This window comes from Natronococcus jeotgali DSM 18795 (assembly GCF_000337695.1).
In the GTDB taxonomy this organism is placed as follows: Archaea; Halobacteriota; Halobacteria; order Halobacteriales; family Natrialbaceae; genus Natronococcus; species Natronococcus jeotgali.
The window spans coordinates 18,335-42,590 of the sequence record NZ_AOIA01000094.1 but is presented as its reverse complement, the minus strand read 5'-3'; the positions used below and the strand labels follow the sequence as shown (position 1 = coordinate 42,590).

Genomic DNA, 24,256 nt, shown 5'->3' with positions numbered 1-24,256 from the left:
GATACAGAAACATCGGAATTTAATCATATATGATTTGCTGGTTGGTCACCGAAGAAATCATAGTTCTGTGGATGAGTGGTGTTGATGCATGGCTAAAAAGGAGTTTGAGCTCCCAGACGTCGGTGAAGGCGTTGCTGAAGGAGAGCTCGTAACCTGGTTTGTCAAACCTGGCGACCAGGTTGAAGAAGACCAACCGATCGCAGAAGTCGAGACGGACAAGGCGCTCGTTGAGATTCCGTCACCGTACACCGGGGCGGTAGTCGAATTACGCGCCGAAGAGGGAGAAATTGTTCCAGTCGATGAGATTATTGTTGTCTTCGAGATCGACGGAGAGAACGCAAATGCCTCGATCGACACAGAAGAGACACACCCCGAGTCTGACGATGTGACCGATGGGACTGTGGAATCTAAACCACCATCACAACCAGAGATACCTGAAGGACGCGTCTTCGCCTCTCCGAGTGTCCGCCGACTCGCACGCGAGCACGGCATCGATCTCGCGCCCCTCCAATCATCGAGGCCCGATACACGAATCGACGAGCGGACTGTGCTTGAAGCTGCTGGTGAACTCGAGTCCACTGATAATCCTGGAGGTGGTTCGCCAGATTCCGAATCTTCAGCCGCCGAGAGAACGATTTCCGACCTGTCTCAGTCCGCCACGACCAGTCCAGACACTGGTGCCGCCAAGTCGGTCGCCTCGAGTATGAATGCCGCCAACCGGAGTCGGACGCTCGCGATGCCGGCAACTCGGCGACTCGCTCGCGAGGAAGACGTGAACATCGATGACGTCCAGGCCAGCGAGGAACGCGACGGTGAGTCGTTCGTGACGCCCGAGGATGTCCACGCGTTCGTGGCAGGCGAGACTACCCCCACGAGTTCCGCTACATCTACGGATCCCGATATGAGCCCAGTACAGAGATCGGAGCCAGTAGCCGCCGCCCAGAACGATCCACAGTCCGGTGAAGTAATCCCTTACCGTGGCGTGCGTCGTTCAATCGGTGAACAGATGGCTACCTCGAAGTTCACAGCCCCGCATGTCAGTCACCACGACGAAGTCGAGGTGTCGGATCTCGTCGACGCCCGCAGCCGGATGAAACAGACTGCCGAAGAGCGGGGCGTCAAACTGACCTACATGCCGTTCGTGGTCAAGGCAGTCGTCGCCGCGCTCAAAGCCATTCCGCAGATCAACGCTGAACTCGACGAGGATGCCGAGGAGATCCACCTTAAAGACGAGTACAACATCGGTATCGCCGTTGCCAGCGACGCCGGTCTCATGGTACCGGTGATCGACGACGTTGATCAGAAGGGCCTGCTCGAGTTAGCTCAAGAGATCAACGACAAGGCCGCACGGGCTCGCGACCGGACCATTCAACTTGAGGAAATGCAGGGTGGAACGTTCACAATCACGAATGTCGGGGCGATCGGCGGCGAATACGCCTCGCCGATCATCAACTATCCAGAGGCAGGCATCCTCGCGCTCGGCTCGCTTGAGGAGCGTCCGTGGGTCGACGACGGTGAACTTGCCGTCCGGCCGACGATGCCGATTTCGATGTCGGTTGACCACCGCATCGTCGACGGTTCCGACGCTGCCCAGTTTACGAACGAGGTCACGCGATACCTGAACAATCCGGAACTGCTGCTACTGGAATAATGGTTATGGGAGATGTGCGAACTGCGACAGACGTACTGGTGATCGGCGGAGGTCCTGGCGGCTACGTGGCCGCTATCCGCGCCGCACAGCATGGACTCGATACGATACTTGTCGAGCGCGATGCCGTCGGGGGAACCTGCCTGAACTACGGCTGTATTCCCTCAAAGGCGTTCATTACTGCGACTGACCTGGCTCACGAGGCCAATCACGGCGAGCGAATGGGTGTCGAAGCCGACGCTTCAGTGAATATGACCTCACTTGTGGAGTGGAAAGATGAAGTCGTCGACCAACTGACAGGCGGTGTCGAACAACTCTGCAAAGCTAATGGTGTAAACCTCATCGAAGGTATGGCAACGTTTATCGATGACGACGCCGTCCGCGTTGCCCACGCCGGCGAGGGCCAGGGATCAGAGTCGATCCAGTTCGAACATGCAATTGTCGCCACTGGCAGCCGACCCATCGAGGTTCCCGGCTTCGAGTTCGATGATGATCAAATCTGGTCTTCACAGGATGCGCTAGCAGCGGATAGCATTCCAGAGAAATTGCTAGTCGTCGGTGCCGGCTACATCGGTATGGAACTCTCGACCACGTTTGCAAAGGCTGGTTCAGATGTGACAGTCATCGAGATGCTCGAGGACGCCCTTCCGGCATATCAAGACGACGTTTCACGGGTCATCCGCGAACGTGCTGAGGACCTTGGAATCGAATTTGCCTTCAACGAGCGAGTTTCTTCGTGGAAGGAAGAGGGTAACGGCGTTGCCGTCATCACCGAGTCTGAGGGCGGTGAAGAGACCGTCTACGAGACGGACTACGTCCTCGTCGCCGTCGGTCGTGAACCGGTCTCCGATGCCCTCGAGCTTGAGGAAATCGGACTTGAGACTGATGATCGCGGCTTCCTCGAGACCGACGACTACACGCGAACCGATCTCGAGCACATTATGGCCGTTGGCGATGTCGCCGGCGAGCCTATGCTTGCGCACAAAGCTAGTGCCGAAGGGATAGTCGCCGCCGGTGTCGCGGCGGGCAGGCCGGTAGCACTTGACCAGCAGGTGATTCCAGCGGCGGTATTCACGGATCCCGAAGTCGCGACTGTCGGTCTTACCGAGCAGGAAGCAGAACACAAGGGATTCGACCCCGTCGTCGGAACGATGCCACTACGGGCTAGTGGACGCGCCCAGACGATGGCCGAGCAGAAGGGGTTCGTGAGAGTGGTCGCCGACACTGACACCAAGTTTGTCCTCGGCGGCCAAATCGTCGCCCCTGAGGCATCCGAACTGATTGGTGAAGTGGCTCTAGCGATTGAGATGGGTGCGAAACTCGAGGACTTGACGATGACGGTACACACCCACCCGACACTGTCAGAGGCGATCATGGAAGCCGCAGAACACGCCCAAGACCAGGCGATCCACACGCTGAATCGCTGAATAATTCAGTATACTAGTCGAATCAATCCGTGACCAAACGGCAATTCGACTCGAAGTACTGACCGATAGCCGGTCGCGAAGGCACACAACAGACTACTCTGGCAGTGTAGTTTTCTGTTACTATCCAACTCATGAAATTAAATGTGTATGAGCCACAGGATAGTGACAACGGAACACCACTACGTTCTAGAAACAAAAAATCGGACTGCTCAGTACGCGAGCGTTTCTTCGATCGCTTTCTCGATGCGCGGTGGGTGAGGGATGTAGTAATCCTCCATCGAGAGCAATGGGACAGGAACATCGAACCCGGTCACGCGGCTGATCGGCGCCTCGAGGTACATGAGCGCGTCGTCATTGATCGTTGCCATCAGTTCGGCGCCGAAGCCACCCGTCTTGGCGGCCTCGTGGACGATTACGCACCGGCCAGTTTTCTTCACCGAGTCGAGAATCGTCTCGCGGTCCAACGGTGAGATCGTTCTAAGATCGATAACGTCAGCGTTAATACTGAGATTCTCAACGGCCTCGAGCGTGTTGTGCATCATCGCACCCCAGGAAATCACGGTCAGGTCATCGCCCTCCTGACGGACTGCAGCCTCGCCCAGTGGTTCAGTGTAGGCCTTCTCGGGAATCTCTTCGCGAAGCGAACGATAGACGTGTTTGGGTTCCATGAACAACACCGGATCCGGGTCACGGATGGCGCTGATCAACATTCCCTTCGCATCGTGGGGGGTCGATGGGATGACGACCTTCAGTCCAGGAACGTGGCCGTAGGCTGCTTCGAGGCTCTCGGAATGGTGCTCAAGGGCACGGACGCCGGCACCGTAGGGCGTGCGGACGACCATCGGTACTGTGAGCTCGCCGTGGGTGCGCCAGCGGATACGGCTGGCGTTCGTGACTAGCTGGTCGAATGCCGGTGGGAGGAATCCTGAGAACTGGATCTCGGCGATCGGTCGGAAGCCGTGGGTGGCAAGTCCGATCGCGCTACCGACAATCGCGATCTCTGACAATGGTGTGTCAAGGACGCGCTCGGTACCAAACGTCTCCTTGAGATCCTCTGTGGCACGGAAGACGCCGCCGGATTCGGCAACGTCCTGTCCGAAGACGATAGTTTGGTCATCGTTGTCCATCTCCTCATGTAGCGCGTCGTTAACCGCCTGAATGATTGTTGCGTTCATGTTTTACCCCTTTGGTCGCTGCTCGATATACTCGTACATCTCCGGTCGCTTCTCTAATAACTCTTCAAATGCGGCCTGCTGGCGCTCGAGTTCTGGTGGCATCTCCTCGTAGAGGTACGCGAACATCTCTTCAACGCCGCGCTCTGCGAATTCGTCTGCGGCATCGACCGCCGCGGAGAACTCATCTTCAATCTCCTTACGAATCGCCTCCTCATCGATCTCGGCCCAGCGGCCCGTCTCCTCGAGGAACGTCTGGTATCGGTCAAGTGGATCGCGTTCTTTCCATTCCTCAACTTCCTCCTCAGTTCGGTAGCGGGTGGGATCGTCGCTCGTCGTGTGGGCGCCGCGGCGGTAGGTAACTGCCTCGACCAACACTGGATTACCCTCGAGGGCGCGTTGTCGAGCCTCCGTGATCGCGTTGTAGACGGCGAGGACGTCGTTACCGTCGACGCGGATACCATCAATGCCGTAGGCCAGCGCCTTCTGAGCGATGGTATTCGCGTTTGTTTGTCCGTCAAAGGGGAGCGTGATCGCGTACTGATTGTTCTGGCAGAAGAAAACTGCCGGCGCACCAAGGACGCCCGCGAAGTTGGTCCCCTCGTGGAATGCCCCGGTGGAGGTCGCGCCGTCACCGAGGTTCGCAAAGGCGACGCTGTCCTCTCCCGCGAGTTTCATTCCCCAAGCCTTGCCAGTGACCACTGGGATGTGCGATCCGATCGAGATTGCGAGGCCGAAAATATTCGCACCCTCCATGCGAGAGGCGTCCTCAACGCCTCGCCAGTACAGTAAGAGGTCGCGCATCGAGAGGCCGTGCATGAGCAGCGCACCCGTCTCGCGGCCGTACGGGAAGATCCAATCTTGATCTGCAAGCGCGTACCCGGCACCAATGATGCTGGCTTCCTGTCCACGGCCAGACGGGTAGGTACCAAGACGACCGCGACGCTGGAGCTTCGTGGCACGCTCGTCGAAGACGCGCTGTAACACCATCCAGCGATAGAGATCACGGAATGATTCGTCGTTGAGGTCGGGCGTCGCCTCGGGATCGTGTGATCCATCCGGCTGGACAACTCGATATGTGTCGACGTCCAGTTCAGCCTGCGAGAGCCGGTCGACGGTTACGTCCGTCGACTCCGCAGGGGTAGACCGTTGTCTGTTAACCATTGTCCGTACGAATGTGTTGCGATGAGGAGCATAAGTCTTTGCCAATTAGAAAAAGCCGTTCCTCAAAAAATGAACGCAAGTGAACGAGAGGTGATTGACCATGAATCTGCTGCAGTCGAATAGTTCGAAGACAGGATGGATGATAAAGCCTATTACTGCGTGCTGTCAGCGTCTCAAGCCTCTATTTGAGACGATAAGAGATAAATTTTGTATCTAATTAGTATAACAATCCAATATAGTTAAGGTGATGTTGTCTCTCATGTGGATTGCATGCTATTGCCAGCCACATTAGGGGTACTAACGCCGCTGCTTGTGGGAACAGTGTTGAATCCATTAGTAATACTGATAGTTGGAATCCTGCTGATCGTCCTACTGATGATGCGGTTCGAGCTACCGGCGTTCGTCGCACTAATCCTCGCAGCCTTCGGCGTTGGAATCGCTTCGCCAGCTGTTGAACTGTCTACCGTTGGTTCCGAGGTCGCCGGGACGTTCGGCGACATTATGGCTGGTGTAGGAATTCCGATCCTGATGGCCGCGCTGATCGGAAAATGCCTGATCGAGAGCGGTGCCGCTGATCGGATCGTCCGCGGCTTCCACTCGACCGTTGGGGAAGGGCGGGAAGACGTAACGTTGCTCGGGAGCAGTTATCTGCTTTCAATTCCTGTTTTCTTTGATACGGTCTTCTACCTGCTTGCGCCGATCGCCCGGTCGATGCGGGCGAGAACTGGCAAGAAAATGGCCCTCTATACAACAGCAATTATTAGCGGCGCGTTCGCCGCACATGCGCTCGTGCCCCCGACCCCCGGTCCGCTCGCGGTCGCCGACGAACTGTCTGTCGATATCGGCACTGTGATCGGGATGGGGCTACTGGTCGGACTGCCGTCGTCGATCGTCGGCGGCATCGTATATGGCCGCTGGATCGACGACCGAATGGACGTGCCGCTCCGCGAGGCACTGGGAACCACTGCCGAAGACCTTCAAGAGACGACTCGGAAACCGCTCAACGAGCTCCCTGGCATCGTCGAGTCGATGCTTCCAATTCTCCTCGCTATTGTACTAATCACCGCGAATACAGTTACAACCACGTTCTTCTCCGATCAAGGAGAATTAGTCGCCCTCACGGAATTCGTTGGTGATGTGAACATTGCGCTGAGCTTCGCCGCGATCACAGCAATCTGGACATTTTACCGGCATCAAGGTGGTACAGAATCAGACTTCAGTGACGACCTCACGCAAGCGGTGAAAGATGGCGGGAACATTATTGCGATCACAGCCGCTGGTGGAGCCTTCGGTGGAATGCTCGGGACTGCCGGGGTTGGTGAATTCTTTGTCGACATTATGGAAGGGATCGGTGTCGGACCGCTGATTACTGCATGGCTTATTGCCGCCGTCCTGATCGTTTCGACCGGTTCGCTGACGGTCGCGATGATTACGAGCGCAACGATCATGGCGCCATTCGCCAACCAGCTTAGCGTCCATCCGGTCTACCTTCTGTTGACGATCGGGACTGGATCGATGTTCTTCGCATGGCACAACAGCAGCCCGTTCTGGATCATCAATGAAGTAGGCGGCCTAGAGCACCACGAGACGTTACGGACGTTTTCGTTTGTTGGATTTGTGATGTCAGTGGTTGGACTAACCTTCACGCTCGTAATCGCAACGATCTTCCCGATGGCGTAATCTCTGTTCCCTTTCCATCGCATCGTGACTATCAACGGCCACCCATCACCATTTCGACGTATCCATAGTGTATAAGTGTCCGTGGTTCGATTTACCATCCACCATGGAGTTTCTGTCAGAGACGTCGCTGGCGGATGAGCAGATATCGACTACGCCAAGGCAACGTGAAGAACACAGCACGGACTGGGGTACCCCTGACACAGAGGCGTCGATGCCTGATGTCGTCGTCTGGCCGGAGTCAACGGAAGACGTTTCGACCGTTCTTGAAGCGGCGGATCAACGGGGCGTTCCTGTAACACCGTATGCGGCTGGGACGAGCCTTGAGGGTCACGCTGTCCCCGTCGAGGGCGGAATTAGCATGAACATGACCCGAATGGATGCAGTCCTTGAGATTCGTCCAGAGGATTTCCAGATCGATGTCCAGCCGGGATTGTTGGGATCGAGGATCAATGAGGTCGCGAGACCCGACGGGCTCTTCTTCCCGCCGCTTCCTTCGTCCGGCAAAATATCGACGATCGGTGGCATGATCGCGAACGATGCCAGCGGTATGCAGACAGTCAAGTACGGTGAGATTCATGACTGGGTTCTCCGACTAGAGGCGGTCCTTCCCGACGGTACTGTTATCGAGACAGGGACCCGAGCGGCGAAAACCTCGAGTGGGTATAACCTGCTTGATTTGCTCGTCGGAAGCGAGGGAACACTCGCGGTCGTTACCGAGGCGACACTCGAGCTTGCCGGCCTACCAGAACAAATCTGGGGCGGACGCGTCATCTTCGAAAATCGAATGCAGGCATCGGCGGTGATCGCCGATATTGTTCAATCCGGGGTCGACATCGCGAAGATTGAACTGATCGATGAACTGAGCGCGACGATGGTGAATAGGTATCTTGACGCAGACTTACCGAACGCGTCAATGGCGTTCATCGAAATTCACCGAAACCACAATATCAAGACTGAAATCGATTTCTGTCGGGCTATTATCGAAGATTATGACGTTAGGGATGTTACTTTTGAACAATCTGGGCCCGAACTGGAGGGGCTTTGGGAGATTCGTGAAGAGATGGCTACCGCGCTAAAACACTACGACCCAGAGCTAACAATGCTCACTTCAGGCGACGTTACGGTTCCAATCAGCAAGTACAGCAACCTGATTGACTATATATCGACGTGCGAAACGGAGTACAACCTCGAGATTCCGTGTTTCGGTCATGCCGGTGACGGAAACATTCACTATACCGTCATGGTCAGGGAAGGCGACGCTGAGCATCACGCACTCGGCAAACGCGTCGACGAGCAGATCGTTCACCGAGCGATCGAATTGGGGGGGACCTCGACAGGCGAACATGGTGTCGGCCTCGGGAAACAGCAGTACCTCCCGTCAGAGTATAATGACGAGACCGTTGAACTCATGAAACGCATCAAGACGGCGTTCGACCCGAACGAAACACTTAATCCTGGGAAGATCTTCTGATCTCTTTATTGGGCTGTGTTAAATCACTATAGTAGTCGCTAGAAATAGTTGCTCACCTCTGGAAGCGACAGCTCATCGAGAGCGGTATCGATCGCTGTTGTCAGTTCAGGAAGTGAGTCAAAGAACCGGTTGCTCAGTGCTGATTGGAGTTGTTTCCAGCACTCTTCGACCGGGTTTAGCTCAGGTGAATACGCTGGCAATATCACGAAGGCGAAGTCGTCACGGACCGCTAGTCCGTGACGGCCGACGCCTGAAAATACGGTGCTTCATCTAGTACAACGAGCAGATCATCTTTGAACTCTTGGCATACTGCAAGAATGAGATGTTTTGTGTGTTCGGCAGTCACGTACTCTTCGAATCGAGAGAAAAAGCGATCACCGTTCTCGGTGATCGCGCCCAAGAGACATGTCCAGTCGCGTTGTCCAGACAATTCGACAGGCGGCCGCGTGCCGCGCGGAAACCACGCAGCACGCGGCTCAACTTGCACAGATTTCTTGATTTGATCGATACAGACGACTGTGGCGTCCATATCCCGCCGCTTTTTTTGAGTTCGTCACGGAACGTTTCTTCCTCCTCAGCATCAGATTCGGCGGCTGTACGATGTGGTTTTTGATAGCTCAATCCGGCTTCTTTGAGTAACGCCCGCAGCTCGGGAGTGAGTACTCGACATCAGAGGTCTCGTCGAGATACTGCTGGACGAGCGCCGGCGTCCACGCCAGCGCGTCTACCCCAATTTCTTCGGGAGATTCGTGGACAGCCTCTTCGAATCCTTGTTACTCTTTTTCTGAGAACTTTCTCTTTTTCCCAGAACGATGAGCATCAGTAACGGCCTGCTCAAGCGACTCGTCAGTGTCGAGTCGCTTGAGCCAACTGTAGATTGTTCGTCGACCGGTGTTGTGCCACTCGGCAGTTCGATCTGCGTGACGCCGCTTTTGTACGCAATTGCCGCTAACAGCCGTTGTATTGGCTTCTTTCCCTTGATGTTGTCGAGTGCGTCGTAAAGTTCTGCGACAGAGATCTCGTCGAGATGCTCCATTACAAACAGCAACAATCTATGGGCGGAAAGTTCTAATGATTACTATAGCTATCTCATCTATGTATCCTTCCCAGACGAAAGGCTGATCCCCGTTAACCTTCCTGAGTGGAGCCATTGTACAATCATGGATTACTATCCCTGGAAGAAAGAGCCGGTATCAGGAGAGAAGTCCAAGCATATTGAAGCCATGCATGAGGGCTGCAGCAATCGGAATCAGCACGGCTGTCCGTAGGCAGAAGATGACAACGAGATCACGGAATCGGATGGGGATTTGTTTGAACATGTCGACCATCATCGGTGCTGACGCAGCGAAGAAAATGATTTGCGAAATGGACACTACTGCAACAAAAAACCGAGTAAGTGTGTCCGAATTAGCGACAACCGCGGCAGCCGAGATCTGTTCAACGCCGCTAATGAGGATTGCAGATGCAGCCAACGACGCATTTGGAACTCCAAGAACGGAGAGCACTGGTGCGATTGGTGTTGATATAAGTTGGAATATATTAGTTTGATCGATAAGAAGCAGAGTTCCTGTACTGATGGTAACGACCGTCCCGAGGATAACTGCAATTACTTTAAACCCGTCAATGAGGCCTTGAATTGCAGTCGTGATTACCTTCCCATCCTCAGCCTCGTCCATCGCCTGGCTAAAGGCGAAGTGGACGTATTCAAGAGGAGACCCAGTAAATACGGTTTCTGGATCGGGTTCGGCAATATACTCCGCTGGAACGCTATTCAATGGCGGAATTCGGACCAGAATAGAGCCTGTTACGACTGTCGCGATTATCCATGAGAGGAGGATAAGCGGGAATATATCTAGCAACTCAAGCGTTGATACAACGACGCCAACGAACCCGATACTAACTGGGGCGAAACAAGTGGCGATGATAAAGACGTCTCGTTTGTGATATCCGCCGCGGTGGAAAACATTGTACGTGACATAGTAGCCGACGGTGAATGCACCGATCCATGAGGCCAATGAGTCAAGGGCTGCCCGACCAGGCAAGTTGAAAAGTGGACGCATAAATGGACGTGCAAGCGTGCCGATGAATTCGAGGCCTCCGAGTTCGACGAGGAGATTCACAAAGACGGCACCGAGTGGGATGATAACTACGATACTTAGGAGGATTGTGTTCCAAACAAGACCCCCAACGTTTGGTTTGTGAATGACACTTGGGCCGAGATTGAGGAACAGGATACTACCGACAAATAATCCTGAAACGCGGAGTGCAAAGAACAGTGGTGAGGTTTCCCAGTATTGGAGGTTAATCCGAGCTGCCGTCTCATCGGTCATTGAGAGCTTGCCACGCCGGTAGAATTCAGCTACTATCGACATGCCGGCACCGAGTGCGAGAATTGCAATACCTACAGCTCCGACTAAGGTGGGGAATCTTGTGGAAATTGCGCTAGCTACGACATCGAACGGGACTGTGATTTGTCCGTTCCATGTGACTGGAACAAGGAAGAAGAACATGCCGAGACCGAACGCAAATAGGAATCGGAGTGCAGGAAGCAGTTCGAATCCAGTTAATTCGATATCTTGGATTGTCGTTGGATTCTCTAGGTTCGAGTCCTGTTGGTGGTCCGACGACCCCCATGATTGTCCATCAACCATATGAATCGATTTCGTACTATAGTATATAAATCCATCTCTAGTTCGGAAAGGATGTCAACATTAGCGTGAAGGAAGCAGCCGAGCAGGGGTGAGGTGGTAATTTGATCAATGATTGAGAAGAGTTGAGGAACCACCACCTGTTCCAGGCTTATTGTCTTTTCAGCCCCCGACAATGTAATGCTCTAATCATGACTCCTTGTCCCTAATGGTTATATAGTCCCTTTCCAAATGTGGAGATACCTCGCGAGAGCGAGCATCAGCCCCCTGAACCTGACTGATCAACATGACGCACACAGCCGACCTCAGCGACGGTAGCGATAGCACAGTAGCTGAGTCTGTACTCTGCACCCTTCGTGACAACGGCGTAGACTACATCTTTGCAAACTTCGGGACCGACCATACACCGCTCATCGAAGCAGCTGCACGCCTCCGGGACGACAGAGAAGAGGATTCGTTCCCTGAGTTCATCCCTTGTCCTCACGAGTACGTTGCACTCTCAGCTGCGCATGGCTACGCAGCAGTAACCGGAGATCCACAGGCCGTCCTTGTCCACGTGGATGTCGGAACTCAGAATCTCGGTGCAGCGATGCACAACGCTCATCGTGCGAACGTCCCGATATTTGTGATGGCAGGCCTTTCACCGGTTTCCGATGCTGCCGGCCTCGGCGGCCGCGACCATCCCATTCACTACTTCCAAGATGTATTCGACCAAACGAGTATCGTCTCGGAATATTGTCGATGGACGAACGAATACCAACCGCCCGCTGACCCCCGAGAAGTCGTCCGCCGCGGGCTTGAACGTGCGGCCTCAACGCCGCCCGGTCCGACCTACCTCTCGTTCGGCCGCGAGGCCTTTGAGTCGCCTGTGCCTAAACCAACGCAGGAGATAGGAACTGTCCGACAGACACGCCCCACAGGTGCGGATCGAGAGACAGTCGCAGACCTCACGGACCAAATTGAAGAGGCTGACCGTCCGCTCGTTATCACCAGCAACTCTCTTGGCACGGACAGCGTTGATACTCTCGTATCGTTCGCAGAGACAGCAGGCGCGGGTGTCGTTGAACACATACCATCTGCACTCTGCTTCCCACGCGACCACGACTTGCACGTCGGCTTTGATGCAACGGAAGCGCTCGCACACGCTGATCTCCTTCTCCTCCTCGAAACCGACGTCCCATGGGTCCCCTCAGAAACGGATGTTCCGTCAGATCTCAATGTCGTTCAGATCGATACGGACCCAACCAAGGCCGCATATCCGCATTGGCCGTTTACAGTCGATCATACCGTAATGGCCGATCCTAGTGAGACGATTCAAGCCGTCACCGGCCAGATTGATGAGGGTGCTGACAATACGGTCTGGCGCGAGATGCACCGCGAGCGCATTGAGACAGCTTCTGACCGTGTTAATTCCGACCGCGCTGACGACCGGCTGACGCCAACCGTCCTCTCAAACGAGATCAGCAAGTATGTGGATGAAGACACTATCGTAATGGAGGGCGTTGTCACAAATCGGCAAGCGACGCTCCACCAAATTCCACTCTCTGAGCCAGGGTCGTATTTCTGGCGCGGCGGTGCTGGTCTCGGCTGGGCTGTTCCTGCTGGCATCGGTGCAAAGCTCGCTTCCCCTGAGAGCCGTGTCATTTCCCTTATTGGGGACGGCGGATACCTCTTTAGTAATCCCGCATCGAGCATTATCACCGCAGAGAACGCAATCGCACCGACGCTCACCGTTATCTACAATAACGAGAGTTGGGAGGCAGTCCGCGAGGCAACACGCAGCCAACACGGCAACGGCGCGTCCGCCATGGACGGTGTCCCGGAAGGGTCCTACGGCCGTAGCGTCGATTTCTCACGCATTGCGACGATGAGCGACGGGTATACGCGTGCTATAGATGATATCGGGGTCGTCTCAGAGGCTCTTAACGAGGCTGTCGACGCTGTCGATAACGGCACCAACGCCGTTCTCGATGTCCGCCTTGACGAGTAACTGCTTCCCGAGTGGCACTACAGATTCTGATTGATACAGCAATGATTGCCTTTCTGTTTTTCTCTGCCAACGAGGCATTCCCTGCTCACGAACCTTCTATTATTAACCATGTTCCGGGCGGCGTGTTATGGTGTCACAACGCCCTTGGAACTTGATTAGGACGGTATCCCATGTGTCAGGGTACTGCGCACTCTGAACACACCGATAATCACCGTATTCGTAAATCACTGTTAGACCTCCAGCACGAAGCAAGTAACGAGTTTATCCTCATCAATACCTTTAGTAATACTAGAATGTGGACGATCTGTTTGTACTATGTCCCACACCTATTTTCGCATGCTCACTAGCCTCAGCTTTTACGATTTGTAGATATTGAGAGCAAGAGACAGCAGTGTTTACCATTCAAACCGGCCAGTTGGGTGAGATGGCTATCAAAGGCGAATAACTATTAGTGCATGGCGAATAGTTCATCATATACGATGGGAGACGACAACACTAATCCGGAAACACTCGTGAAAACGGCTCAAACTACATTTAGAATTATCGAGGCGCTGAAGACACTCGACGGCGCAACGGTGACGACAATCGCCAATCATCTTGATCTCCCTAAGAGTAGCACGTACAACTATCTCAAAACCCTCGAGCATGAGGGATATATCGTTAGCGATGGCCAGAAATACGAACTCGGCCTGCGATTCCTCGATCTGGGCGCGTATGCTCGGCAGAAAAAGGGCCTATACCGCGTAGCGAAACCAGAACTGAGGACCGTTGCTGAAGAAACGGGGGAACTGGTCAATCTTCTTGTAGAAGAGAATGGCCTTGGAACGTTTCTCGTTCGAGAGCGCGGTCCAGACGCAGTCAATATCGATTCCTACAGTGGCCAGTGCATTCACTTACATACGACGGCGCTCGGCAAGACTATCCTCGCCCACCTCTCACCGGAATGGCGAAATAAAATCATCAATCGACATGGTCTGCCACCGAAAACGGATCAGACAATCACCGACCGAGAAACATTGCTTGACGAACTTGAAGAGATTCGACAAAACGAAGTAGCATATGATCGGGAAGAGCGTATCAAAGGATTACACTGCGTTGCAGTACCGATCTTCCAGAATGATCGAATCTCCAGTGCAATCAGCGTATCTGGACCGATCAGTCGAATGGACGAAGAGCAAATTCAGAAGAATATCCTGCCACAGCTCCGTCACGTAGCGAACATCATTGAACTCAACCAGACATACTCGTGATCTCCTCTGTCGTTCCTCATGCACGTAGGAGTAATTCAAGGGCGATCTGTGGTTTTGTCCGGAATGGGGGGCCTTGAGGAACGCCACAGTCACGGCGGCGCTCCTCAAACTTATCATTTGTCGTCTAGTTTTGTGGGAGATAGATTTCACAACCAAGCGGCCAGGTGAGTTAATCGGCGTTGTAGTGATCACCTGGGACGGCGAGGACGCAATCGAGGCCAACTTGGCAGGAAGTGGCTTTGCCAAGCGAGCCAGCATACTGTGGTTTGACGCTGACGCTATTGTGGCCGTCTTTAAGGACATCAATATCCTCAACGATCGCATCGCCCAATATAGTGCTTAGCGTAACTTCTGAAGGTGTCCGCTGTGATGATCGTCGATCAAAGAGGCCGCGAAACTTAGCCGTGTCATCAGTTGCTCAAAGCGCTTGGTGAGGAGAGCGCGGCAGAATACCGCGCTCTCCATAATCAACGGCGATGCTTCCCATTTGAGGCTCTTCCAGACCTGCTCGATCGGATTGAGGTCCGGTGAGCCAACCGAGAGAAACACGAAGTCGATGCCGAGTTGATGGGCTCGCTTACGCGTGTACTTGCATACGTGCGAGGAAAAGTTATCCAAGACGAGCAGAATCCGGGCCAGCGGATTCTGCTTGCGGACCCCTTCGAGACACGCACAGATCTGTTCCTTCTCTTGATTTGCCAGAAACTGGAGAATGCTCTCACCAGAGAGAGCGTAGAACCCGACCGCTGGTTCATCTAACTTCACCAGCGGTCGGGTGATGTGTGAACCATCTACAGTGTACAGCCGCTACGAGTTATTCCATGGTTGCGGATGAGACGTATCGAGAAATCCAAGGACGGTACAAATTTCCGGATTAACGACCCATCCTTTTTCGTCATCTTCGACTTGTTTGTTGTGAAGATCGTTGCTCGAGTCCTCGTCGAACGCATCAAGGACGCGTTCGTCGAGAATCTCTTCGGCGTTTTCCGGGCGTGATGGGCGTTTTATCCGGGGTATTGCGTATGAAAGACCGAAGTCATCAAGGAAGATCGTGAGGTAGACGGGATGAAATGTGACGTCGAGTTCCTCGTTGATGAGGTGCTGTATCTCCTGTTTCTTCCACGGCTGGCCGTCACGAAGCAGTTCACGGAGGTATTCTCGTTGCTCCTCGTCGAGCTTCCGGGGTCTGCCGCCCCCGAAGTTCGGATGAGGAGTCCGAGACCGCCCTTGTTTCATCGGCGAGCCCAGCGCGTTCCTGTGGCGGAGGGCCTGCCGATGTCGTTGGCAGCGTCCTCCAATGTCGCTCCCTTGTAGATTCGTTTGAGGAAAATGAGCCGCTCAGTGAGTTTCTCGTCGGTCGACTCCGACAGGAGTCGATCGAGATCGTCCTCACTGAGGTGACGGACGATCTCTTTGTAGCGACCTCCAGACATACGCTCAGTGAAGAGTCTACCTTCATAACTTTCCCTAAGCACTAAAGGCGATGCGATCGTCTCTGCCATATGTTCGTTGAGGTGATCTTGGACAGCTTTGTGTTTCCAAGGACTCTCACCGATGAATCTGCGAATTTTGTGTTCGTTGATGTCGAGTCGTTTCCTGATACCATGGAGCGTTTTGTAACTACTTGGCCGAATCAATCCCTTAACGTAGGCAGGCGCGACACACCAGGTGTTTACTTCTTGTGGCCAAGAGAGCCCGTCGGAACGAGTTATGAACGCGGCTCTAGGTGACTAAGAAACCGCCGGATGTCAATCTTCAACCTGCGAATCTTGTAGAAAACAGCACTCATGACTCATCTTGGTTAGGCAAGGAGACAGCATCGTCGTTTAACCGCAGAAGTATAGAGAAGAGTGGCTGCATAACTCAATTCGCATCTGTAGAATAGATATTCGCTTCTAACGAATATCCTGAGTTATACCGGAAAGACCGTTCAGATTTGGGCTATAACCATTTCAGGCGATGAAGTACCCTTTTTTCTGATGAATCTATTAGAAGCGTGTACCCGCAATTCATAGGTAGTGCTCTCTTGAATCGACAAAACCCACTCAAGAGATTACTTCATCCCGTATTAGTATAGTGCACGACTGGTTGAAGTCATATGCGTTTATGGAGCGCTAGCTGATTTACAAGAGTACGGTAGTAAAAACATCCAGTTGTAACAACGAAATACTGTCTACGAGGACTTGCTTGGCTACCTAGTTGAGGAACTAGAGATGTTCATTGATGACATTGACAAGCCATGCCTTTACAGTCATTGACCCAGAGATAGTGATCAGCACCGATCTACGGAGGTTCTCATGGGAAAAACATTTCTAGTGAAAACCACACGATAAGAGAACTATGAACTGTAGTAACCGTTAGAATTTTCCGCCCATAGACTGTCAATTCTTGTAATGGAGGATCTCGACGAGATCTCCGTCGAAGAACTTCACGAGACACTCAACAGCATCGAGGGAAAGAAGCCAATACAACGGCTGTTAGTCGCAACTGTGTACAAAAGCGGCGTCACGCAGATCGAACTGCCGACACGTTACCAACGCCGGAACTCAATTCAGTCGAAGAATGCTGGAGACAGCTACAATCAGCACTGAGCAACCGATTCTTTGATTCGCTTGCTGAACTGACAACAGCGATCGATACCACTCTTGATCAACCCCCTATTCCAAAAGCGAGCAACTATTTCTAACGACTACTATAGCTGATCAGGCTAGTGTACAGGTTCGATCACTATCCAAAGGCAGTGCGTCTGGAGAACCCGTCATCTCAATCATCCACCGGACGATTCGAGAGGCAGAGGAGTACCTTCGTGGAGACTACGACTGGGTCGCCCAGACCTGGAAAGGCAGCGACGACCTGATCGACGAACTCCAGCGCATCGTCGAACGCAACGTCCACGTTCGCCGGATCCGCGAGCCTGATACCTACGAGCCGACCGAACGGATGCTCACGACGGCCGCGAACTCTCGCCAGGAGGTGTATCGTACGGCAGCCTCTCTGCTTCGAACGCGCCAGCGATTGTTCGATGGCGACGCCAATTCGATCCGCCAGTTACTCGAACAGACTGCAATCGCGCCGGACGATACGGATTCACTGTTCGAACTGTTTGTGCTCTTTCGGTTCATCGCGACGATCGAAGAACTCCGCGAGAGCACACCCCAGTTCCGGACAATAGCCTCTAAACGCCAGGAAGTGGCCCGATTCGAAGGAGACCAAGAGATCGTCCTCTACCACGACAACTCCGGGCGGGATCAGAGTCTGTCGTTTACTGCGGTTCCCGACGAAGATGCGGACAGCCAATCCCGAACCAAGAAGGTACAGCGTGTCGCCAAGGAGGTCGCTGGCAACTACTTCGATAAAGAGTACCAGCACCAAACTGGACGACCGGACGTAATCGTCCTCGNGGTACAGCGTGTCGCCAAGGAGGTCGCTGGCAACTACTTCGATAAAGAGTACCAGCACCAAACTGGACGACCGGACGTAATCGTCCTCGAGATTATCTCCGAGGACGGCGATCAGGAGTACTTGATCGTCGAGGTGAAGAATAGCACCAACGAGGACACGATTCGGCGCGGGATCAAGGAGACACTCGAGTATCTCGCCTTTTTGCGTCTCAACGAGGAGTACGTCTTTGGACGCGATACTGAGGAGTACTTCGGCACTGGGTGGAACGGACTGCTCGTGGTTCAAGATCTCAAAAGAGAGACGGCGTCGCTTGAGGAACAGGCCGAGAGCGAGATCGAGATACTACAGGCCGCCGAACTCGAGGACCAGCTAGCACAGGTCCTCAAACGAAAATTGTGATTCGATGGCTGCCTCGGGAATAACGAATGTCCTCTCGTCTTCATGGTTCAAGATATTCGCCTCAAACTGCCTGTGACACCGCCAGGAGGAGTATACTACGGGAATCCTTGGCTGAGGATGCTATAAACATCTTCGAGGGCAAATCAGGGGAATCTAGCAATAACAGTGGGAATATTTTTGGCTGTTCCCGCGGTAGTAGAGGATACGATGAGCAAAACGGCAGAGGCTGACGACCGAGGGCGAATCGTTATTCCTCACGAAATCAGGGAGAAACACGGTGATCGATATCGAGTCGTCGAACTCAAAGATCGGATTGAGCTTATCCCACTCAAAGAAGATCCTATCGAAGGGCTTCGCGATGCTGTCGGTGATGCCTTCGATGAGAAATCGATCGAAGAAATCAAACGAGAGTCGCGCGAGTCGGCTCAAGAAAACGCCATCAACGAAGTGAGTGAGTAGCAGCCGAATGATCTACGCTGACACAGACTTCTTTATCGCGCTCGTGAAAGACGACGATTGGCTCCAAGAGCGTGCAGCGACAATTGCGGTCGAAAACGAAGGAGAGATCTATACTTCGCGGGCGACGCTCCTTGAACTTCTTATGATCTCTGATCGATTCGAATTTGATCGAATGGAGGCACTCACCTACGCACTCGAAATTGCATCTATTGCTGAAGACGAAGATATTCTGTTCCAAGCCGCAGACTACATGGAACAAAATGGACTCACTGCGTTTGATGCATATCACGTCGCCTATGCAGATGAGGATCCGATCATTTCCTCAGACAAAGCATTCGACGATGTCACAGTCAATCGAATCGCAATAGAAGAAACAGAGTGTGATACGTAGGAAAATTGTGGAAGAACGGGCGAGCAGTGACGCTGCAGGCGCCAGCTAAGGAGGGCCGGACTGTTGTGGCTTCGCCAGTAGCTGTTCGACCGCAATCACGAGTACATAACTGTCGAAGTCAAGAAGACCAACGAGGATACAATCCGACGCGGGATCAAGGAGACACTCGAGTATCTCGCCTCTTGCGTCTCAACGAGGTGTACGTCTTTGGGCGCGACGACAAGGAGTACTTCGGGTCCGGCTGGAACGGACTGCTCGTGGTTCAGGATCTCAAACGAGAGACTGCGTCACTCGAGGAACAGACCGAAAGCGAGATCAAGATTCTGCAGGCCGCCGAACTTGAGAACCAGCTAGCACAGGTCCTCAAACGGAAACTCTGATCTATTGTTTAGAAAGAACAGACCACAAACTTGAGCAGCGTATCAGAAACGATTATCGAGCGGCGCGAGAGAGACTAGTACGTGACCGACGACGTCGCGTCCTCGACAGCGGTCGACGAAGACTGATCATTCGCTCCTACGATCAGAAAGGCACGTAATCCGTGAATGCGGCTACTCGTCGCAGAACATCCCTACATCAAATTCAGTTTCCCATCGCGGACGTTCTGACCCCGGCATCTCATCAGCATGATCTCGCAGTTCGGTCATCGTCGCCCAAGGGTGGCACTGGGTCATCGCTTCAAACCGTTTGAAGAAGCTCAGATGGACCCAGCTATATTCGGCGGGCGGCTCATCAATGTCGCTTTGACGCTCTTTGATGAGGTCGGTGAGTTCTCGCTCGCTGATGTCGATGCCTTCCTCTTGCGCGACTGTCAGCAGTGATGCGATTTCCTCTTTCTTCTTCTCGGCAACTCTCTGCTCACTATCAATATGATTGAAGTCGGCGTAGTACACCGCGAGAGCAGCTTGGATGACGTCTTCTCGTGTCTTCAGACTATCGCGGGTGAGGCCGGTATAGTCGCGCGGGAACACGAAGGTCTTATTCACAAAGAGTGCTCTGACAACCCCGAGTTCCGGGCTCTCACCACCGCTTTCCTTCTCATAGACACCAGCGATGTAATCTGCTGCCTCACCGAGGAGGTTGATCTTGATGCCGAATTCGGGGACAACCGTCGTATCCAAGTTGATCGTATCCCCGAGAACGATCGATTCGGCGTTCGTTGGCATGTTGAGGCAGTTAGTGAACTCTCGAAGGCGTCGTCCGTACGCGCCGCGGTAGCTTCCAAGAACCAGGTAGCTACTATTTGCTTGCTCGAACCGGGGGAGTTCTTCGTTCATGTAGCGGACGACTTCGTGGTAGTCCCCCTGTGGTGGGGCGCTAATTCCTTCGAAAATACGGTTGACAGCCCGGTAGATGGCGTATGAATTGCGTGGAACGCGGGGGCCACTCATACTACTGTCTACAGAAGTGTTCGTCTTAATCGTTCATGTTCAAGTTGGGAAAGCAGCTGCTTTCCCAACTTGCCTGTCCCGAACAGTTACGTGAATGGAGACGGAATAGACACGTATGAGTAATAGTGCGGGGGGTTCAGGAAATTCGGTCGGCGACGAGACGGACCCATTTGGCGGTGATAACGTCATGCCGATCGAGAAACAGCGACGGGCACACCAATTCCTCACGCAGGAAACCCGCTACCACATCATCCAAGCCGTGCTTGGGCATCCAACGTACCTGGCGACACTCGACGAGCTCGAATACCTCGTGCCCAAGAATCGCTCTACTATCCGGGAACATCTTGACCGGCTTGCAGATAAGCAGGTGATGGCGAAGTACAAATATCGTGGAGATGAGACCGAGCGCAACGAGCCACGGGAGTTCTGGGGGTTCACCAGTTACGGGATCACCCTCTTAGATGAGTACAGCTACCTCCGGTACGTCCCGGTTCTGCGTGCCCTACAGGAAAATCTCTATCTGACCGAGAAAATTGAACGGCATCAGAATGCGCCGCGACCAGAACTACCAGAAGACGTTAGTGAAGCCCTCAAAATCCCCGAGATAGACGACGAAACTGAGGCCATTATCGAGGACACGCTCGCTGCCCGAGAACGCGGTGGCGACCGGCTCTTCGATGCTCCCCCTATTGAGTCGGATGAAGACGTCGAGACCGAAGCCGGTGCAGACCGGCCTCTCGACGAACTCTTCTGATCTTCTGGCTGCTCGTCGTCTACGACCTGCAACGCGAGACAGCGTTACTCGAGGAGCAAGCCGAGAGCGAGATCAAAATTCTGTAGCCGAACTCGAGAACCAGCTAGCACAGGTCCTCAAGCGAAAATTGTGAGTGGGTGACATCCTCCCCGCCGTAAACGGCGGGGCTTCCCACGCCCACTAACGGGCGGTTCGTTGGGAGATTTCTGGTTTCCGGCCCGACGAACCGGTGGAGGTGCCACGCATCCGTTACTCCTCTCACGCTTGTGACNTTTCCGGCCCGACGAACCGGTGGAGGTGCCACGCATCCGTTACTCCTCTCACGCTTGTGACTCGGAGTTATCTGGTTGGTTACTGTCGGTCTTCATCCCACGGGCTTACTTGTTTGATGAGGCAAACACCGAGTCAACTGCCAGTTTGTGGGGTGCCGAGACGCGACAGGAGTCCGTCGCGTCGACGGGCAGATATACGCCTGTGGGGCACCTAAGCCTTCCGATTCAGGCGTTTGAGAAACGTGCGTCGCTGTATCCCCGCCCTAAAGGACGGGGTTTTAGCGCCTCAATTCGAGATAATTGCTCCAAGCGAAGGGATCGTGTGCAGTTTTGAACCACGATATCCGAGCTAGTGATCCGGACTTCTCTCGAGAATGTCAAAAATATCGATCGCTTTGTACTCTTGATTCCGCTGGTTGCCAGTCGTCTCAACGAGAACACCGTCGGAAACTAACTCCTTGATAGCATTATACGCGGTTTGTCGACTGACATCGAACTCGTCCTGGACATCGTTGGCAGTGAAGTATGGCATATTAAAGACACCCCGCGCAAGGCGATGACTCGTTTTCTGCTGGGGATACCGCTGTTCGTAGCCACGCCGAAGTTCCATCAGCTTCTGTGTTCGCTCGTACGAGTCTCGCGCCTGTACCTCGATTCCTTCGATGAAAAATGTGATCCAGTCGCGCCAGTTCCCGGTTTCGCTCACAGCGCGCATCTTCTCGACGTATTCCTGCTTGTTACGATTGAAGTAGGCACTCGGATAGAGATACGGCTCGCTCAGATATCCTTCAGCGCAGAGCTGTAATACGATGAGAATGCGGCCAAGCCGGCCATTCCCGTCCTCACAGGGATGAACCGTCTCGAACTGATAATGCGTAATCGCGAGATCAACGAGCAGGTGATACTGGCCGCCCATCTGGATATACGCCTCCAGAGAGTCCATAAGCTCGGAAACCGATTGGTTCGGCGGGGGAACGAACGGAGGTTGACTGGCGTACGGAGAAGGAAGGTGGACATCAGTTGTCCGCCATTCTCCGACAACCTCACCTTCGTTTCGAACGTTTTCGAGGAGCAACTCGTGGAGCGACTGAAGGAGTTCGAGCGTTATCGGCTCTCCCTGTTTGATCGCGTTAAATCCTTTTTGAAGGGCGCGTTCGGCATTCAGGACCTCCTGCAAGTCCCGACTCACATCGACGTTCTCATCTCCACTGGTCCGCGTGTGATGAGCGTATACTTCGTCCACGTCAACGTCGGCCCCTTCTATTTCGGCGGTCTCGACTGCTTCGAGTCGGACGAGGGACGTGTAGAGAACCGGTGAGAAATCGACGGTTGGACTGATACCGTCGATTCGGCCGAGCTGAAAGGAGGCATCGGCGATAAGCTCCGTGAGTTCGTCGTCGACATCAATCCGTGTCGAGAGGGGGAGTTTGTCCGGAATGTAATATGGGTGTGGATGAGACTCGCGATAGTGCCCGGGTGCCTCTTCCGGAAGGTCTCGAGTCTGCATTTGACTATACCACGAACTCCGTCCTGTTAATCATATCGCTCTTAAACCGATTTGATTACTAGTATTTGAGACGGCCCCCACTCAAAATACGAGATGGGAAGTTTGGACAACACGTCCCGGATCCCCTCCAAACGTGAATTGATCAGATAATTGATTAGACCGCGACGGCGGTTAACTGTATATCGCCGCAGAACGCCACTGGCTACGTCGGTTGGTCGCGGTCCTGACGCGCTCTTATGAGTTCGAGTCCGAATTTAGTGACCATCGAACAGAGCAGCAACACCCACCACAATCTACTTTGCTCTATGGATACTCTCGCTATCTATGGATAACAATAGTAGCCACAATTCTGTCTCCCTCCCAGTCCCAGTTCCAAACGAGGACATTTTCAGATACAGTGCCTGTGGTCCAATTCTCTCCCTCTTGACGGATACCCCGCATTCATCGTTTGGAATTCGCGATCTCGGACGTGCAATTGACCGTCCACACCGAAGCATTTCACTCGCCGTTGAGGACCTCGAGTCTGTTGGACTGATAACTACCACAACCGAAGGTGGAAAGAAACTCGTTCAGATCAATCGCAATCGACTCACTAGGCCCGATGACCCAATCCTTCGAGTCCCACAAGAAGAGTTTCGAGACCCCGTCCGCAGCCTCCAAGAGAAAATTCTCGAAGTACTCGAGGACGTAACGGGAATCCTGCTCTTTGGAAGCGTCGCTCGAGGGAATGCAGACCGACAGAGTGACATCGACTCTTTCGTCTTAGTTGGTACGAACCGGGCAACCAATCAGAAGCGAGCTCACGAACTTGCCCAAGAGCTGGGCAGTCAACGATTCGATGGTGACCGATACGCCTTCGAAATACTGGTTGAATCCACTAAGTCGGTCGAACGCCAAGCAGACCGTCTCCAAGATATATTCGCGGACGGACTGACGCTATACGATACAGGATCGTTAAGCGACCTCAAAACAGAGATGCTGACCAATGGACGATAGCGAGTCGACGCTACGCTCGAAGCGGCTGAAAGAGCGCTCGAGGATACTCGTGGCCAGTCACTCGAGACAGGACTCGACGTAACTGACGAGGCGCTCGTCCAATCCGGAAAGCCTGTCGACTCCTCGAGGCTGCGACAACGCTCCGTGAACGAAACGGTCACCACACCGTCGTAATCGAGACTTCGTTTGTCGCCATCGAACGGAGCATTCAGTTCTACCTCATCCACCGCAATGC

At 53.7% G+C, this 24,256-nt stretch carries 17 protein-coding genes and 5 pseudogenes; 15 read left to right on the top strand and 7 right to left on the bottom strand.

The annotated features are described in order from the left end of the window. Positions 1–88: 88 nt before the first annotated feature. Positions 89–1,651: a 2-oxo acid dehydrogenase subunit E2 gene (locus C492_RS10320; RefSeq protein ID WP_008423160.1), complete on the top strand. Its 1,563-nt coding sequence runs from the start codon at positions 89–91 to the stop codon at positions 1,649–1,651. Continuing rightward, the gene (gene lpdA, locus C492_RS10315; protein WP_008423157.1) at positions 1,651–3,075 is read left to right on the top strand and encodes a dihydrolipoyl dehydrogenase; all 1,425 of its coding nucleotides are present in this window, start codon (positions 1,651–1,653) and stop codon (positions 3,073–3,075) included. Before C492_RS10320 ends, lpdA begins: the two co-directional genes overlap by 1 nt. A gap of 209 nt (positions 3,076–3,284) precedes the next feature. Here lpdA and C492_RS10310 read toward each other — a convergent pair whose 3' ends face one another. Next, positions 3,285–4,250, bottom strand: coding sequence for an alpha-ketoacid dehydrogenase subunit beta (locus C492_RS10310; protein WP_008423155.1), 966 nt, complete (start codon positions 4,248–4,250; stop codon positions 3,285–3,287). A gap of 3 nt (positions 4,251–4,253) precedes the next feature. Beyond that, the gene (gene pdhA / locus C492_RS10305; protein ID WP_008423153.1) at positions 4,254–5,411 is read right to left on the bottom strand and encodes a pyruvate dehydrogenase (acetyl-transferring) E1 component subunit alpha; all 1,158 of its coding nucleotides are present in this window, start codon (positions 5,409–5,411) and stop codon (positions 4,254–4,256) included. 270 nt (positions 5,412–5,681) lie between these two features. On the opposite strand from pdhA, the gene C492_RS10300 reads away from it, so the two are divergent. Further along, entirely contained in the window at positions 5,682–7,091 is a 1,410-nt protein-coding gene (locus C492_RS10300) for a GntP family permease (RefSeq protein WP_049892968.1), read from the top strand. Between the two features lie 103 nt (positions 7,092–7,194). Further along, positions 7,195–8,562, top strand: a complete 1,368-nt coding sequence (locus C492_RS10295) for an FAD-binding oxidoreductase (RefSeq protein WP_008423150.1) — start codon at positions 7,195–7,197, stop codon at positions 8,560–8,562. Positions 8,563–8,600: 38 nt separating this feature from the next. Here the strand turns inward: C492_RS10295 and C492_RS22765 are convergent. Together C492_RS22765 and C492_RS10280 are read right to left on the bottom strand one after the other, a co-directional pair. Then, a pseudogene (locus C492_RS22765) lies at positions 8,601–9,598 on the bottom strand (IS630 family transposase). 157 nt (positions 9,599–9,755) lie between these two features. Continuing rightward, positions 9,756–11,213, bottom strand: a complete 1,458-nt coding sequence (locus C492_RS10280; protein WP_008423145.1) for a YjiH family protein — start codon at positions 11,211–11,213, stop codon at positions 9,756–9,758. Positions 11,214–11,496: 283 nt separating this feature from the next. On the opposite strand from C492_RS10280, the gene C492_RS10275 reads away from it, so the two are divergent. From C492_RS10275 to C492_RS25295, 3 genes are all read left to right on the top strand, one after another. Then, the gene (locus C492_RS10275; protein WP_008423144.1) at positions 11,497–13,200 is read left to right on the top strand and encodes a thiamine pyrophosphate-requiring protein; all 1,704 of its coding nucleotides are present in this window, start codon (positions 11,497–11,499) and stop codon (positions 13,198–13,200) included. Positions 13,201–13,679: 479 nt separating this feature from the next. Further along, entirely contained in the window at positions 13,680–14,450 is a 771-nt protein-coding gene (locus C492_RS10270; RefSeq protein WP_008423142.1) for an IclR family transcriptional regulator, read from the top strand. A gap of 184 nt (positions 14,451–14,634) precedes the next feature. Continuing rightward, positions 14,635–14,793 (top strand): hypothetical protein, encoded by a 159-nt coding sequence (locus tag C492_RS25295; RefSeq protein ID WP_239643423.1) that lies wholly within the window; start codon positions 14,635–14,637, stop codon positions 14,791–14,793. Here C492_RS25295 and C492_RS10260 read toward each other — a convergent pair. Beyond that, positions 14,790–15,883, bottom strand: a pseudogene (locus C492_RS10260) (IS630 family transposase). The gene C492_RS25295 and the pseudogene C492_RS10260 sit on opposite strands and share 4 nt — an antisense overlap. 960 nt (positions 15,884–16,843) lie before the next feature. On the opposite strand from C492_RS10260, the gene C492_RS10255 reads away from it, so the two are divergent. The 6 genes and pseudogenes from C492_RS10255 to C492_RS10235 all read left to right on the top strand — a co-directional run. After that, the gene (locus tag C492_RS10255; protein ID WP_008423135.1) at positions 16,844–17,041 is read left to right on the top strand and encodes a hypothetical protein; all 198 of its coding nucleotides are present in this window, start codon (positions 16,844–16,846) and stop codon (positions 17,039–17,041) included. Further along, positions 16,978–17,136 (top strand): annotated as a pseudogene (locus C492_RS23670) (IS630 family transposase); the annotation flags it as partial. The gene C492_RS10255 and the pseudogene C492_RS23670, both read left to right, overlap by 64 nt. A 71-nt stretch (positions 17,137–17,207) precedes the next feature. After that, positions 17,208–18,251 (top strand): annotated as a pseudogene (locus tag C492_RS10250) (hypothetical protein); the annotation flags it as partial. 207 nt (positions 18,252–18,458) lie between these two features. Beyond that, entirely contained in the window at positions 18,459–18,710 is a 252-nt protein-coding gene (locus tag C492_RS22755; RefSeq protein ID WP_083898825.1) for an AbrB/MazE/SpoVT family DNA-binding domain-containing protein, read from the top strand. A 7-nt stretch (positions 18,711–18,717) separates the two neighbouring features. Beyond that, positions 18,718–19,101 carry a type II toxin-antitoxin system VapC family toxin gene (locus C492_RS10240; RefSeq protein WP_008423128.1) on the top strand — a complete coding sequence of 128 codons (384 nt, stop codon included), beginning with the start codon at positions 18,718–18,720 and terminating at the stop codon, positions 19,099–19,101. An 87-nt stretch (positions 19,102–19,188) separates the two neighbouring features. Next, a pseudogene (locus tag C492_RS10235) lies at positions 19,189–19,481 on the top strand (hypothetical protein); the annotation flags it as partial. 171 nt (positions 19,482–19,652) lie between these two features. On the opposite strand, the gene C492_RS10230 reads toward C492_RS10235, so the two are convergent. After that, a complete protein-coding gene (locus tag C492_RS10230) occupies positions 19,653–20,492 on the bottom strand; it encodes a hypothetical protein (protein ID WP_008423125.1) in 840 nt (279 codons plus the stop codon). Between the two features lie 115 nt (positions 20,493–20,607). Here C492_RS10230 and C492_RS10225 point away from each other — a divergent pair, with 115 nt between their 5' ends. Further along, positions 20,608–21,246 carry a hypothetical protein gene (locus C492_RS10225; protein ID WP_049892967.1) on the top strand — a complete coding sequence of 213 codons (639 nt, stop codon included), beginning with the start codon at positions 20,608–20,610 and terminating at the stop codon, positions 21,244–21,246. Positions 21,247–21,867: 621 nt separating this feature from the next. Here the strand turns inward: C492_RS10225 and C492_RS10220 are convergent. Continuing rightward, the gene (locus C492_RS10220) at positions 21,868–23,025 is read right to left on the bottom strand and encodes a Fic family protein (RefSeq protein WP_008423121.1); all 1,158 of its coding nucleotides are present in this window, start codon (positions 23,023–23,025) and stop codon (positions 21,868–21,870) included. 324 nt (positions 23,026–23,349) lie between these two features. Here C492_RS10220 and C492_RS22750 point away from each other — a divergent pair, with 324 nt between their 5' ends. Beyond that, entirely contained in the window at positions 23,350–24,021 is a 672-nt protein-coding gene (locus C492_RS22750; RefSeq protein ID WP_008423119.1) for a nucleotidyltransferase domain-containing protein, read from the top strand. The last annotated feature ends 235 nt before the right edge of the window (positions 24,022–24,256 follow it).

Coding starts and splice junctions, on each gene's coding strand:
- C492_RS10310 (WP_008423155.1), bottom strand. CDS start 4,250: ATGAACGCAACAATCATTCAGGCGGTTAACGACGCGCTACATGAGGAG.
- lpdA (WP_008423157.1), top strand. CDS start 1,651: ATGGTTATGGGAGATGTGCGAACTGCGACAGACGTACTGGTGATCGGC.
- C492_RS10230 (WP_008423125.1), bottom strand. CDS start 20,492: ATGAGTGGCCCCCGCGTTCCACGCAATTCATACGCCATCTACCGGGCT.
- C492_RS10255 (WP_008423135.1), top strand. CDS start 16,844: ATGGAGGATCTCGACGAGATCTCCGTCGAAGAACTTCACGAGACACTC.
- C492_RS10220 (WP_008423121.1), bottom strand. CDS start 23,025: ATGCAGACTCGAGACCTTCCGGAAGAGGCACCCGGGCACTATCGCGAG.
- C492_RS10280 (WP_008423145.1), bottom strand. CDS start 11,213: ATGGTTGATGGACAATCATGGGGGTCGTCGGACCACCAACAGGACTCG.
- C492_RS10300 (WP_049892968.1), top strand. CDS start 5,682: ATGCTATTGCCAGCCACATTAGGGGTACTAACGCCGCTGCTTGTGGGA.
- C492_RS10225 (WP_049892967.1), top strand. CDS start 20,608: ATGAGTAATAGTGCGGGGGGTTCAGGAAATTCGGTCGGCGACGAGACG.
- C492_RS10275 (WP_008423144.1), top strand. CDS start 11,497: ATGACGCACACAGCCGACCTCAGCGACGGTAGCGATAGCACAGTAGCT.
- C492_RS10320 (WP_008423160.1), top strand. CDS start 89: ATGGCTAAAAAGGAGTTTGAGCTCCCAGACGTCGGTGAAGGCGTTGCT.
- C492_RS22755 (WP_083898825.1), top strand. CDS start 18,459: ATGAGCAAAACGGCAGAGGCTGACGACCGAGGGCGAATCGTTATTCCT.
- C492_RS22750 (WP_008423119.1), top strand. CDS start 23,350: ATGGATAACAATAGTAGCCACAATTCTGTCTCCCTCCCAGTCCCAGTT.
- C492_RS10295 (WP_008423150.1), top strand. CDS start 7,195: ATGGAGTTTCTGTCAGAGACGTCGCTGGCGGATGAGCAGATATCGACT.
- C492_RS10240 (WP_008423128.1), top strand. CDS start 18,718: ATGATCTACGCTGACACAGACTTCTTTATCGCGCTCGTGAAAGACGAC.
- C492_RS10270 (WP_008423142.1), top strand. CDS start 13,680: ATGGGAGACGACAACACTAATCCGGAAACACTCGTGAAAACGGCTCAA.
- pdhA (WP_008423153.1), bottom strand. CDS start 5,411: ATGGTTAACAGACAACGGTCTACCCCTGCGGAGTCGACGGACGTAACC.